This is a genomic window from Actinocorallia libanotica (assembly GCF_039525175.1).
GTDB lineage: Bacteria > Actinomycetota > Actinomycetes > Streptosporangiales > Streptosporangiaceae > Actinocorallia > Actinocorallia libanotica.
In genome coordinates this window covers 1-13,338 of the sequence record NZ_BAAAHH010000050.1, presented here as the reverse complement: position 1 = coordinate 13,338, position 13,338 = coordinate 1, and the positions used below count along the sequence as shown (strand labels likewise).

The following is a 13,338-nucleotide window of genomic DNA, read 5'->3' as shown; positions in this document are numbered from 1 at the left end:
CCATGTCCCCCTACAGCTCTGTTGAACTCGCGGCGATGCTGCGCCGTGCCGCTGATGGCCTGCTGACCACGTCGGCCGCCGTCGATCTGCTGATCGGCCACCGGGTGTGGCTCACCCGAGGCGACTTTGCCCGATACGTCGAGGTGGAGACCGACCCCCGCTATGCGGGAGACACCCCGATGGCGTTGGTGCGATGGAAAGCCGCTGTGACCGCGGTGAAGGCCGGGCGCCTGGTTTGCACGAGCAGTGAGGCCGCGATGCTGCGGGTCGCGGCGAGTATCGCCGAGGGTCTGCCTGTGGATCTGCGGGATGCGGTCGGCGGCCTGGACGCAAGGAACATCGCCCTCGTCTTGGAGGCGCTGGCCACGGCGAACGGCCGCCGGATGGTGGTGACCACCCGATGAAGACACACGGCAAGGAGTTCAAGCGGTCGACAGGGGACCGGGTCATCCGGGTGTCGATGACCGTCACGGTGCTCGGGGTGGCGCTGGTGGCGGGGTGGGTGTCGTACTGGCACGCCGTTGAGGTGGTACGCCGGTACGGGGCGGAGCAAGACCCCGCCATCCACCTGATCCCGTTGACGATCGACGGGATGATCTACGCCTCGTCGATGTCGATGCTCTGGGCGGCGCGCTACGGCCTGAAGGCCGGGTGGCTGTCACGTACGGCTCTTGTGTGCGGGATCGCCGCGACGCTGGCTGCCAACGTGCTTCAAGGGCTGGAGCACGGGCCGCTTGCCGCCGCTATCGCGGCATGGCCTGCTGTCGCTTTGGTGATCTCCTATGAGCTGACGATGTGGGTGGTCCGGTCCAGCCGCGACCTGTCCGACCGGCAGACCACTGCGGAGACGGACCAGGTCCGTGAGGAAGCTCAGACCGGTCAGGAAGTAGCCGGATCATCCGTGTCCGACACGGTTGTTCTAGCTGTCGTTCCCGAGCAGGAAGACCACGGCGACGAGGCGGATGCAGACCCGGACCGGTCCGGGTCTGTGAGCGCGGCGACGGTCGCCGACCGGATCACGGTCCGTACGACCGTGGGCAAGCCAGCGGGCAAGCGTGAGGGCAAGAGCGCCAAGAAGCCTGCCTACTCAGTGGAGCAGCTTGCCCAGGCCCGCCGAATAGATGCTGAGCACCGGGCGAGCAAGGGAAGACCTATCTCGGCGGAGAACCTGGCCCGCACGATGCGGGTCGCCAAAGCGACTGCGCTGGCTCTGGTCAAGGTCGTGCGCAGCGAGGTTGCCCACCCCGACATCGACGCGAAGCAAGAACTTGCCCACCCTGACGCTGATGCGGGGCAACACGTTGCCGTGCCTGCTCAGGGGTGGGAAGCGGCACGATGACCGGCACCACGACGATCTATCTCAAGCCGGGCGCGGGACGGGCCAAAGCCGTCCCCGCCCGGCGGGGCAAGCGTCGGCGGCCCGCTCACGTCGAGGCCGGACGGGCGGCGTGGCGGTACCGGGTAGAGCTGACTCCGTTCGGTATCGCGCTGGTGCTGTGGACGGTCGCCGTCCAGGTCTCCCGCCACCCCGACCGGGTCTGGCTGGTGGTCCTGACGATCGCCATTCTGGTCGTTCTGGTCCGTGCGCGAGCCTCCCGGCTAGGTCTGAACCGCCGCTCCCACCGTTGCTATGCCGCGGCCGTCATAGTCATGGCGGCAGGGTGGACGACGGCAGTAGCGGTGATGGGATCCACTCGGCACGCCTTCGCGATCCATTTGGTCCTGACAGGTCTGCTGGCGGTCCCGTGGTGGCGGTGGCGGGCCATCCGCGCCAAGGTCGCGGTCGAGCTGATCGGTATGGCTGCCACTCAGCGGCGCCGGGCGATCAACCGCGCAGCCGGCCTGGTGCGCGATTGGGAAGCCGTCGCTCTGGCCGCCAAGATTCCTGGGTCTCGTCTCCAGACCATCAAGGCCGATGCCTACTCGATGACCCTCACCGTTGTCTTGCGGCACGGCTCCACCGCTGATGATCTGACCGGGAACCTGCGGCGCCTGGAGTCCGCGCTCGACGCCGGTCCCCGCTCCGCCCGCGTGGAGGAAGACCGTTCCCACGCGCGGAAGGTTCGGATCCGCGTGATGGTCGCCGACCCTCACACCAAGCCCGTCACCTTTCCCGGTCCGTCCATGACCAGCCAGACCGACCCCATCGATCTCGGACCGTATGAGGATGGCACGCCCGCACTGCTGCGGGTCCACCACACCCTGATCGCGGGCATGTCGGACTCGGGGAAGTCCGGCGGCCTGAACGTGATCATTCACAACCTGGTCGCGGCCGGATGGGCTTTGGCGGGCGCGGATCTGAAATACGGGTTGGAGCTCGGCCCCTGGACCGAAACCTTCATTGCCACCGCGATGACCCCTCAGCAGGCGGTGAACCTGCTGCAAGGCGTGGTGACCGTGATGGACGTGCGCGGTGCCCAGCTCAAACGACAGGGAAAGCGCAAGTGGACCGCCACGCCGGAAGGTCCGTATTTCGGGATTCCGATCGATGAGCTCGCCGCGCTGACGAAGGTCAGCGACGTCAGGACTCGTGAGCAGGCGACTCTGCTCCTGGAGGACATTGCCGCGCGAGGTCGAGCGCTCGGGGTGTTTCTGATCATCGCGACTCAGTACCCGCTCGCCGATGTCGTCTCCTCCATCTTGCGCGGGCAGTGCGGCAACAAACTCGTGTACGCGCTGGAGCGCAGCAAGCACGTGGATGTGGTGCTCGGAGACGGTATGTCCAAGACCTGGCGCGCTCACGAGATCGACGACACCCGCCAGGGCTCGTTCTACCTGCGGGCACGCGGAGCCAAGACACCCAAGCTCGCCCGCACCTACTGGCTGGACGATCCGCAGATCGCCCATGCTGCTGCCCGGTACGCACCCGATGCCGCCCAGCTAGAACCGGAGGCGATGGAGGCGTTCTTCACCGTCCTCAACGCTCTGGTGCCCGAACCGCGGATCCCGCTCGGCAAGGTCGTGGACGGTCACGTCATCGACACCCCCGCAGCTGACGACTCCCCGGCACCGGAGCCGGCCGCGATCGCGATCTTGGCTGCCCTCGCCCAGGCGGGGGAGGGGCTGACCCGAACCGATCTGCTCGCGGCTACCGGGCTCTCGGCCTCGACGCTCTACCGCCATCTGGCAGACCTACGCGATGCGGGACTACTCACCAACCGCGACCGCCGTTGGTTTTCCGCCCCACCCACGCAAGCCGAATGAGCGATTGTCCCGTCCCGCGCGCGCCATCAACCCTCACCTGCGCGTATGAGCGCCTTTCCCGATGGGACGTGGGACACGGGACAAGGTTCTCCAAGCCCCCCGTGTCACGACTTCCCGCCCGCAAGCCCTTCGTCCTGATAGATCCACACGCCCATCGAGCGGCCCTGACGCCACGCACGACCAAGCCCGCGCGTCAGGGCCGCCACTCCGAACCGACCAGCCCCCGAAGGGGCCCAGAAAGGAGCACCTCCATCATGACCCACCACACCGTCACCGACCGGGAGTGCCACCGGATTACGCAGGTGGCTTTCGCCCAGGCCCCATCGTCAGCGGGGAGCCTGGCATGACCGTCGTCCAGATCTTCAACGACCAGCCCGAACCGATCCGCCAGGACCCCCACGACCTGCACGCCGAACAAGTCGTCCTCGGTTCGGTCATGATCGAACCGCGGGCCTTGGCCGATGTCCGGACCCTGGTCTCCGCGCAGTCGTTCTACCGACCCGCTCACGCCCTGATCTGGGAGGCGATCACCGGTCTCGCCGATAACGGGCTGCCGTTCGACGCGGTCGCCGTCGGCGCGGAGCTGGGACGCGATCTGACCCGGATAGGCGGAGCGCCCTACCTCGTCGATCTGATGCAGCGCGTGCCGTCAGCGGCGAACGCGGGCTACTACGCCCAGCTCGTTCGCGATGCGGCGTTCCGCCGCCGCGTGGTGGAGACCGGCACCCGCCTGTTCCAGCTCGGGCACGACCCGGATGCCGGCGCGAACCTGCAATCCCTGGTCACTGCCGAAATCGCGGCGATGACCGCCGTCCAAGTCCAGGGGTGGCCCGAACCGATCCCGCTCTCGGCCGTCGCAGAGCTCCCACCGTTCCCTGTCGAAGTGCTGCCGGACTGGATGGGGGAGTATGCCGCCCGTCTCGCCGAACAGACCCAGACCCCGGTCGATCTCGCCGGATGCCTCTCCCTCGTCGTCCTGGCGGTTGCCGCCAGCGGCAAAGTCCGGCTCCAAGCCCCCACGTGGAAAGAAGCGCTCTGCCTCTACGTCCTCATGGCGCTCCCTCCAGGTAGCCGCAAGTCCGAGGTATACGCGGCCATGACCGCGCCCATCAAGGCATTCGAGGACGAGCTTCGCGCCGAAGCCGAACCGATCATCACCGAAGCCGCGATGAACCGGCGCATCGCCGACGTGGATGCAGAAAAGGCCGAACGCGAAGCGCTCAGCGCCACCGGGGTCGAACGTGACGCTCTCAAAGACGTCGCGGTGCAAAAGGCTCTGGAAGCCCAGGCCATCCACGTGCCTGCCGAACCGAGCCTGTTCACCGGCAACGTCACCATCGAAGCCCTGTCATCGATCATGGCCGCCCAAGGCGGCCGATACGCAGTTCTCTCCCCGGAAGGCGAGATCTTCGACATCGCCGCCGGACAGTACTCCGGAAGCCGGCGCCCCAACTTCGGCATTCTCAAAAGCGGCTTCACCGGCGAAGCCGTCCGCGTCAACCGCGTCACCCGTAAGGGCGAGGACATCGCCCATGCCACCCTCACCCTCGGGATCTGCACCCAGCCTTCCGTCCTGGAAGGACTCGGCACAATCCCTGAATTCCAGGGACAAGGGCTGCTCGGCCGGATCCTGTTCTCCCTCCCGCCGTCTTTGTTCGGCACCCGTCGCTACCGCGATGCCGAACCTGTCCCCGAACACCACACCGCCCTCTACACCGCCAACCTGTCCGCCCTCATCCGAACCCTGCACCAGTTCACCGAGTCTCCTCTCATCCCCTTCGATGCCGAAGCCACCGAGGGTGTCTATGACCTGCTGGAGGCCAACGAACTCCGCCTCCACCCCGACACCGGCGACCTGGCCCATATGACCGACTGGGGTGCGAAGATCGTCGGCTCGATCCTGCGCATCTCTGCCCTCCTCCACCTTGCCGAACACACCGATCACGGCACCCTGCTCCACACTTGGCAGAACCCGATCACTGCACGCACCCTCGCTAACGCTCGTGAGATCGGCGACTACTTCGCCAAACACGCCCAAGCCGCCTACGACGCGATGGGCGCGGACCCCACCGTCGGCGATGCCCGCGCCGTCCTCAAATGGATCAACACCACCAGCGCCAGCAGGTTCACCTCACGCGACGTCCAACGCGGCAACCAGCACCGCTTCAAGAAGGTCGCCCGAATAGAACCCGCCCTTGCCCTCCTCGAAGCCCACGGCTGGATCCGCAAACTTCCCGCACCCGCAAGCAGCGGACGAGGCCGCCCCGCCGCGATCACCTACGAAGTTCACCCGGAGGCACACGCTTCATGACCTCCACCGAATTCCGTCGGCTTTCGTCATCCCGTCATCGGGGTCAGGCCCCGCACCGAACTCCCAGAGCCAGAGCGCGCGAGCCACCGCCTCGCCCGACTCCGTTCACAACCCGTGAGCACCGGCGCGCCACGACCAAGCCCGCCGCCGGAGCCCACGGCCATCTGGACCGACCAGTCTTCGACAGATCCTCAGGAGTTTTGTTGCCCATTACGCGCAGGAACACCGGCCGGCGAGTGGTTCTCGCGGACGCCGAACGCACAGACCGGCTCTCGCTCAAGGACGTCTGCAAGGTCACCTTCTTCCAGCGGCTCGACGGGCTGGAGGGCTGATGCAGAACATCAGCTACGACGTCCGTGTCTACGAGATCGAGACCCGCAAGAACGCCCAGGGCAAGCCCACGTCCTACCGGGTCAACTGGAAGGTCGCTCGTGACCTCTTCCACGAGCCCTTCAAGCGGAAGGCCCAAGCCGACAGTTTCCGATCCGAGTTGAAGACGGCCGCGAACAAGGCCGAACCCTTCGACGTGACTACGGGCCGGCCTGTCTCCTGGGCGAAGACCACCGTGACGATGAGTTGGTACGACTTCGCGGTCGCGTACGTGGACCGCAAGTGGAAAGACGCGTCTGCCAAGCACCGCGCCGATATCGCCCGGGTGATGATGCTCTCGACCCTCGCGATGCTGTCGAGCGAAAAGGGCAAGCCGGAAGACGCCCTGCTCCGGCGTTCCCTGACCCGTTACGCCTACAACACCAAGGAACGCGACCAGGCCCCGGAGAACGTCAAGGCAGCTCTGGTATGGGTCTCGTCGAACACCAAGAACGTCGAGTCCATTGCGGATGTCGACCTGCTCCAAACCGTGCTGGACCAGATCACGACGAGGGCGCGAGACGGGAAGCGGGCGGCCTCTGTCACGGTGAAGAAGTACCGGGGCATTCTTCACAACGCTCTGGAGTTCGCGGTGATCAAGAAGGCGCTGGCCACCAACCCGCTGACCGGTTTGAAGTGGGTGTCCGTAAAAACGTCCAGCGAGGTCGATCGGCGTTCAGTCGTCAACCCGGCTCAGGGGAGAGCCCTCCTCGCTGCTGTGAAGGCGCAGGAGCCGAGTGGGCCGCGCCTTGTCGCACTCTTCGGCGCGATGCTCTACTGCGGCCTGCGTCCGGAGGAGGCCGTGGAGATCTCCACCGACACCCTGGTTCTCCAGCCGCGGATCTGGAACCCCGAGACCCAGAGCTTGGAGGACCCGCCGGAAGATGAGGACTGGGGCGAACTCTATGTCGGCTCTGTTTCACCCGAAGTGGCCAGGGAGTGGACGGACGACGGAGAGACACGTGACCGGCGCGAGATGCCCAAGCATCGCGCGCAGGGTGAGACCCGAGGCCCGATCCCTGTGCCACCGGTTCAGAGCAGGCTGTTCCGCGAGCACCTGGACCTCTTCGGCGTCGGCAAGGACGGTCGCCTGTTCCGGGGCATCCGAGCCGAGCACGTCCCCGGCAGCACGATCCGGAAGGTCTGGGGCAGAGCACGGGCGAAGGCGCTGACCCCGAAGGAACTGGCCTCGCCTCTCGCCAAGCGCCCCTACGACCTGCGCCATACCTGCCTGTCCACCCAGCTCAACGCCGGGGTGTCGGCCAAGCAGGTCGCGGAGTGGGCGGGAAACAGCATGGAGGTCCTGAACAAGACCTATGCGAAGTGCCTTGTCGGCGACGCCATCACGGCCCGCCGTCGCATCCTGGAGGTGCTCCGAAGCTGATTCGGATTTTTGGGAACACATTGGGAACAGCCACCCGCTGACGCCCGGTGTGAGCCGGAGATGGCCGGACATCTCTCGTCGGCCTCCGATCCACCTACAGGCTGGTCGGAGGCCGTTTTGCGCGGTAGCGAGAACCCGATGAGGGTCACCCCGCTGAAGGGCCGGGCTGATTCTGGTTCAGTTATTCTAGGTTCGAGTCCTGGTACCCCAGCCACTCACCTGACTTTCGGCGGGAGCCTCATCGAGGCCCCCGCCTTCGTCTTTTGCGGAGTCGGCCGGAAAACCGGAACTCCGCCGGCGCGAAGCATCCCGGAAAGCGAGCGGCGGGGATAGCTTGGGCGGATGGGTGCGCTCAAGGGAAAGACGGCGGTGGTGACCGGAGGCTCCCGAGGGATCGGGCGTGCCATCGTGGAACGGCTGGCGGCGGACGGCGCGGTGGTCGTGTTCACCTACGCGAGCCGCGGCGAGGCGGCGGCGGAGGTCGTCCGCGCCGTCGAGGAGGCGAGCGGGACGGCGCACGCGGTGCGGGCGGACCTGGCCGAGCCGGACGCGGCCGGGCGGCTCGCCTCGTTCGCGGACGGGCACCTCGGCGGGCTGGACATCCTGGTCAACAACGCGGTGACGCTCATTCCCGTGGTGCCGCTGGCCGAGACCGCGGACGAGGACTTCGACAGGTCCGTCCAGGTCAACCTCAAAGCGGTCTTCTCCCTGATGCGCCACGCCGCGCGCACGATGCGCGACAACGGCCGCATCATCAACATCTCCACTCTCAACACGGTGCGGCCGTCCCCCAACAACGCCCCCTACGCGGCCACCAAGGGCGCCGTGGAGCAGCTGTCGCTGGTGGCGGCACAGGAACTGGGCACCCGGGGCATCACGGTGAACACCGTCTCTCCCGGCGCGACCGACACCGAACTGCTGCGCGGCACCAACCCGCGGGAGGCGCTCGAGACGATCGCCTCCATCACCCCGCTGGGCCGGCTGGGCGCTCCGGCCGACGTCGCCGACGTCGTGGCCTTCCTCGCCTCCCCGGACGCCCGCTGGATCACCGGCCAGAACATCCGCGCCACGGGAGGCCTCGGCTGAGGGGGAGGCCGTGCGGGCGGTCCGGGCCGCGATCGGGCACGGAATCTTATGGCGAGTCTCCATAAGGTAGGAAAATTCCTGAAAGGGTGGTCAGCCTCAGGAGAGCGCATGCGCCGATGGCGAGGGCGGAGGGACCACCATGGGAGAACGGGTGCCCGCGGGTGTGGACGCGAGCAGGCCGAGTGTGGCGCGGATGTACGACTACGGGCTCGGCGGGAAGGACAACTTCGAGATCGACCGCCGGGTCGTCGCGCGGCTCCAGGCGGACATGCCGGAGTCCATGGGGGTGCCGCGGATCAACCGGGCGATGCACCGGAGGATCGTTCGCCACCTGGCGGGCGAGGCGGGGATCCGGCAGTTCATCGACCTGGGGTCGGGGCTTCCGACGCGGGACAACACCCACCAGGTGGCCGAGCGGTTCGGCGGAGAGGCGCGGGTGGTCTATGTCGAGCACGATCCGATGGTCGTGGTGCACGCCAACGCGCTTCTCGGCGGTGACCGGGTCGGGGTCGTTCCCGGGGACCTGCGCGATGTGAAAGCCGTGCTCGAACACGAGGGGACCAGGCGGCTGATCGACTTCAGCGAGCCCGTCGGGGTGCTGTTCGTCGCGATCCTGCACCAGTTCTCCGACGATGAGGACCCGGAGGGGATCGTTCGCGCGTACATGGATGCGGTGCCTTCCGGCAGCCATCTGGTCGTCTCGCACTTCCACCGGGGCGCGCCCGGGGCCGAGGCCATCGAACGGAGGCTCCTCGAAACCGTCGGGAGCGGCTACCACCGGACGATGGAACAGATCCAGCGGTACTTCCTGGGCATGGAGATGGCCGACCCGGGGCTCGTCTACGCGTCCCGGTGGCGGCCCGATCCCGCCTTCGACCGCGAGGTCTTCCCCGAAGCGGCAGCGCCCCTGAACGGGGCCGACGGCGAGCCGTCTCCGACCGACCGCCTCATCGTCGGCGGAGTCGCCCGCAAGCCCTGAGACCCGCTCCGGCCTCGGCGGCGGGACCCGGGCCGGGACCCCCGGGCCGGGGTGCTCAGGTGGGGACGAGGCCGTGGCGGTAGGCGTAGATGACGGCCTGGACGCGGTCGCGGAGGCCGAGTTTGGTGAGGATGCGGGAGACGAAGGTCTTGACGGTCTCCTGGCTGATGACGAGGGCGGCGGCGATCTCGCTGTTGGAGAGGCCGTCGGCGAGGAGGGGCAGGACCTCCCGTTCGCGGGGGGTCAGGGGGAGGTCCTGCGGGGCGGGGCGGGCGGGGCGGATCCGGGCGGCGTACTTGCCCACGAGCTGGCGTGTCACCTCGGGGTCGAGGAGGGCCGCGCCCGCGGCGATGGTGCGGATGCCGTGGAGGAGCTGGGCGGGGGGCGCGTCCTTGAGGAGGAAGCCGCTGGCGCCCGCGCGCAGCGCCTCGTAGACGTACTCGTCGAGGTTGAACGTGGTCACCACGAGCACCTTGACGGGGTGCGGGACGTCCGAGCCGGCCAGGAGGCGGGTGGCCTCGATGCCGTCGAGCACCGGCATGCGCACGTCCATCACCACGACGTCCGGGCGCAGCCGCTCGGCGAGGTCGACCGCGGCGCGCCCGTCTCCGCACTCGCCCACCACCTCGAGGTCGGGCTGGGAGCCGATGATCGTGACCAGCCCGCTGCGGACGAGCAGCTGGTCGTCGCAGACGAGGACGCGGATCGGCTCGGTCACGGAGTGCTCCTGGCGGGGATGCGGGCCCGCACGACGAAACCGCCGCCGTCGCCTCCGCCCGCGCTGAAGTCGCCGCCCAGGACGGAGACCCGCTCGCGCAGTCCGGCCAGGCCGCGTCCGCTTCCGCCGGGGGAGGGGATCGGCGAACCGGTGCCGTCCGTGCTCACTTCCACGGTGATCTCCTTGGAACGGTGGTGCACCTGCACCGACGTACGGCTGCCGTGAGCGTACTTGAGCGCGTTCGTCAGGGCCTCCTGAACGACGCGGTAGGCCACGAGGTCGGCGCTTCCGGCCGTATCGGCGGGCGTGCCCTCCTCGGTGAACTCCACCGGCTGCCCGGCCTGGCGCGTCTGCTCCACGAGCGTGCGGAGCGTGCCGGCGTGCGGCGCCCGCGTCTCTCCGCCGGTGCCGTGGTCGGGGTTGAGCAGGTCGAGCAGGTGCCGCAGGTCGGTGATGGCCTGGCGTCCGGTACCGCTGACGGCGGTGAGTGCCTGGTCGAGCCGGTCGGGCGCGGCGGTGAGGTAGCGCGCCGCCTCGGCCTGGACGACCATCGCCGTCACGTGGTGGGTCACGACGTCGTGGAGTTCGCGGGCGATGCGGGTGCGCTCGGCGGCGCGGGTGTCCTCGGCGACGCGGCGGCGGTGCTCGGCCTCGGCGATCCGGGTGGAGCGCAGCCACGCCCCGGCGCCCCAGAGGAAGACCATCACGAGATAGAACGTCACGTACTGCTCCGGCGGCTCGCCGGGGCCGATCAGGGAGAGCCCGACCGTCAACGCCACGTAGGCCGCGGTCAGGAGGACGAGGACGGCGCGCCGGTACCGTTCCAGATGGGCCCCGGCGCTCAGCAGCGCGAGGGGCAGCGCCGTGCCCGCGACCAGGTGGTAGCCGTAGAGCTGGTCGGCGGCGAAGCCGAGCGACACGAGGATGATGCAGACGGCCGGCCAGCGGCGGCGCACGGCCAGCGGAAGGCATTCGAGTGCGACCACCGCGATGGCCAGCGTGTCGAAGGGGCGGGTCGGCAGGTCGCCGATCTGCGTTCCGCTGCCGTGCAGCGCCGGGGTGAACGAGCCGGCCAGGAGGAAGAGGCCGACGGGGAGGTCCCGGACGGTGACGGGCAGCCGACGCCACATCTCGCCGGCCCGCCGGGTGCTGCTCATTCGGCGAGTGTAGTGGCGGCGTCGGCCTGCGCGGTGCGGCGGCGGCGGGGGACAATGTGGCCGCGGCGGCGGGCCAGCCACAGGAAGAACACGGTCAGCAGCAGGCCGAACAGCACCGAGTACACGCTGCCCTCCGGGCCGAAATCGCCGCCGGTGAGGATCGCCGGGCCCGACATCGAGGAGTCCAGCAGCCCCTGCTGGGTGTCGTTGCCCGAGACCGTGGTGCTGAAGATGCCGGACGCGGCGAAGTTCCAGGCGAAGTGCAGGCCGATCGGCAGCCACAGGTTGCGGGTGGCGACGTACGCGGCGGCGAGCATGCCGCCCGCCTCGATGGCGATGGCGATGGCGCCCCAGAGGGTGGCGTTCGGGTTGGGCAGGTGCGCCAGGCCGAACAGCAGGGCGGTCAGGGACAGCGCGATCCAGGTGCCCATGCGCTCTTCGACGATCCGGAACAGGACGCCGCGGAAGAGCAGCTCCTCCGTCACGGCGGCGGCGAGCATGAAGCCGACCAGCCCCAGCGCGCCCGTGATCGAACCCGGGCCGTCGATCTTGTAGTGGCCGAGGAAGAAGAGGTTCACGATGACGGCCCCGAACATCGCGAAGCCGATCAGCAGACCGCGGTAGGTCGCGGCCCGGGCGCCCTCGGTCGCCAGCTCGGTGACCGTGCGGTGCTCGGTCCGCCGCACCACCCATCGGTAGACGAGCACCGACAGCACCGCCGTCAGGGCGCCGATGAGCAGCGTGAGCCACGCGTTCCCCTGCACCGCCATGACGCCCTGGCTGCCTATGAGGGCGACCGCCGCGACGGCGAGAAATTGCCAGACCAGTCTCACTGAGGACTCCTTTGCCGGATCTATGGCTGAATACCGTTGACGTCCTGAACGCTACGGATCTTGGAGCCGAAGATCGTCACCAGGCGGTGGACACTTGCGCGTAGCTCGCTCGGGGGACGGCCGGTCGGCCCCGGTCCGGGCGCGCCGGCGAACGGCCTGGTCAGGCCGGGATCAGAGATCCTCCCGGGGGAGGACGGGACGCCCCGGGGGGATCCCCGGGGGCCGCGGGGCCGTTTGCCGGACGGCGGGACCGGCGCACATGATGATCTGCATGAGCGGTCTGGGAGATCTGAGCGTCGAACACAACTTCGTCCTGCTGCTGCGGGACGCGGACGTCGTCGGAGCGGCGTTGCGCGAGGCGCTGGAAGGCGCCTCGCCGCAGGAGCGGCCCGGCCTGGAGCGCGCGGTGGCGCTCGTGGAGAGCGTCGCGGCCGGGACCGATGGCCGGCTGCGCGCCCGCTGGGCCCGCGACCGGCTGGCGGCCGCCGGGTTCACGGGCGATGTCGCCGCGGTCGCGGCGGTCAAGGCGCTCCGTCAGGCGGAGCCGAAACTGAGCCTGCTGGCGGCCGCGGAGCTGCAGAAGGACATGCTGGCCCATCCGGAGTGAGACGGCCCTGGCCCGTACCGGCGGGAGCCGGTACGGGCCCGCGCGCCGTTGATCCGCCGGGAATCCGTTCTGTTCACCCCCAGCCGCGGCCTTCGCCTCGACGGCGAGGAGACCAACGTCGCAGTCGACGCCGAGGACACCCCCGACGACACGGGCTGGGCCGGTTTCGGGGGCGTCTACATGTGCGGTGACGGAAGCTACGCCCTCTTCGAGGCTCTGGCGAAGGGTAACCTCATGCCGCCCGAGGTCCGCCAGCCCGACAGCAATGTGTCCTATCTCCTGCGCAAGGACATCGAGACGGGGAGATCGACCTGGCATCCGACGGGCGCACCCCGACGACGGCATGGCTGGACCACAGCCTCATCGGCCACAGCGTTCACCGGATCATCAGCAACGACGGGAACACCGTGCTGTACCCGGCCATGCACCAGACCGCGGGCACGACGACCGTCCTGCTGAAGAAGAGCCGGAACGGCTCGACCGTCGAGATCGAGAAGAAGGTCGACGATAAGAAAGGCCGGGAGGACGACAACTACCTCGCGTGCGGCTGCGGGGACGTCGATATGACTGGGAACGGGGAGACGGTCCTGGTCGTCCACGGCTCGGAGATCAATGAGCCTCTTTCATCCTCGGGCGGCTTGAGCGGTTCGGTGGTTCTGCAGGACGGCGATGGCTTTGACGAGGTGGCCG

At 68.5% G+C, this 13,338-nt stretch carries 13 protein-coding genes; 10 read left to right on the top strand and 3 right to left on the bottom strand.

What is annotated here, in order from left to right:
• The first annotated feature begins 2 nt into the window (after positions 1–2).
• The 8 genes from ABD140_RS35635 to ABD140_RS35600 all read left to right on the top strand — a co-directional run bounded on the left by ABD140_RS35635 (position 3) and on the right by ABD140_RS35600 (position 9,333).
• A complete protein-coding gene (locus ABD140_RS35635; RefSeq protein WP_344246630.1) occupies positions 3–404 on the top strand; it encodes a hypothetical protein in 402 nt (133 codons plus the stop codon).
• On the top strand, positions 401–1,339 hold the full coding sequence (locus ABD140_RS35630) for a DUF2637 domain-containing protein (RefSeq protein WP_344246628.1): 939 nt from the start codon (positions 401–403) through the stop codon (positions 1,337–1,339). Before ABD140_RS35635 ends, ABD140_RS35630 begins: the two co-directional genes overlap by 4 nt.
• On the top strand, positions 1,336–3,204 hold the full coding sequence (locus ABD140_RS35625) for a helix-turn-helix domain-containing protein (RefSeq protein WP_344246626.1): 1,869 nt from the start codon (positions 1,336–1,338) through the stop codon (positions 3,202–3,204). The genes ABD140_RS35630 and ABD140_RS35625 overlap by 4 nt, the downstream gene beginning before the upstream one ends.
• A gap of 343 nt (positions 3,205–3,547) precedes the next feature.
• Positions 3,548–5,515: a DUF3987 domain-containing protein gene (locus ABD140_RS35620; RefSeq protein WP_344246624.1), complete on the top strand. Its 1,968-nt coding sequence runs from the start codon at positions 3,548–3,550 to the stop codon at positions 5,513–5,515.
• Between the two features lie 203 nt (positions 5,516–5,718).
• Positions 5,719–5,847, top strand: coding sequence for a hypothetical protein (locus ABD140_RS35615; protein ID WP_344246622.1), 129 nt, complete (start codon positions 5,719–5,721; stop codon positions 5,845–5,847).
• The gene (locus ABD140_RS35610) at positions 5,847–7,268 is read left to right on the top strand and encodes a tyrosine-type recombinase/integrase (protein ID WP_344246620.1); all 1,422 of its coding nucleotides are present in this window, start codon (positions 5,847–5,849) and stop codon (positions 7,266–7,268) included. Before ABD140_RS35615 ends, ABD140_RS35610 begins: the two co-directional genes overlap by 1 nt.
• A 342-nt stretch (positions 7,269–7,610) precedes the next feature.
• Positions 7,611–8,354: an SDR family oxidoreductase gene (locus tag ABD140_RS35605; RefSeq protein ID WP_344246618.1), complete on the top strand. Its 744-nt coding sequence runs from the start codon at positions 7,611–7,613 to the stop codon at positions 8,352–8,354.
• 139 nt (positions 8,355–8,493) lie between these two features.
• Entirely contained in the window at positions 8,494–9,333 is an 840-nt protein-coding gene (locus ABD140_RS35600; RefSeq protein WP_344246616.1) for an SAM-dependent methyltransferase, read from the top strand.
• Between the two features lie 55 nt (positions 9,334–9,388).
• Here the strand turns inward: ABD140_RS35600 and ABD140_RS35595 are convergent, their stop codons facing one another.
• The 3 genes from ABD140_RS35595 to ABD140_RS35585 are packed head-to-tail and all read right to left on the bottom strand — an operon-like array spanning position 9,389 to position 12,041.
• Positions 9,389–10,051: a response regulator gene (locus ABD140_RS35595; RefSeq protein WP_344246614.1), complete on the bottom strand. Its 663-nt coding sequence runs from the start codon at positions 10,049–10,051 to the stop codon at positions 9,389–9,391.
• On the bottom strand, positions 10,048–11,208 hold the full coding sequence (locus tag ABD140_RS35590) for a sensor histidine kinase (protein ID WP_344246612.1): 1,161 nt from the start codon (positions 11,206–11,208) through the stop codon (positions 10,048–10,050). Before ABD140_RS35590 ends, ABD140_RS35595 begins: the two co-directional genes overlap by 4 nt.
• Positions 11,205–12,041, bottom strand: coding sequence for a CPBP family intramembrane glutamic endopeptidase (locus ABD140_RS35585; RefSeq protein WP_344246610.1), 837 nt, complete (start codon positions 12,039–12,041; stop codon positions 11,205–11,207). The genes ABD140_RS35590 and ABD140_RS35585 overlap by 4 nt, the downstream gene beginning before the upstream one ends.
• A 271-nt stretch (positions 12,042–12,312) precedes the next feature.
• On the opposite strand from ABD140_RS35585, the gene ABD140_RS35580 reads away from it, so the two are divergent.
• Positions 12,313–12,648 carry a hypothetical protein gene (locus ABD140_RS35580; RefSeq protein ID WP_344246608.1) on the top strand — a complete coding sequence of 112 codons (336 nt, stop codon included), beginning with the start codon at positions 12,313–12,315 and terminating at the stop codon, positions 12,646–12,648.
• Positions 12,649–13,070: 422 nt separating this feature from the next.
• Positions 13,071–13,338: hypothetical protein (locus ABD140_RS35575; RefSeq protein ID WP_344246606.1), on the top strand; the 268-nt coding region annotated here is incomplete at its 3' end.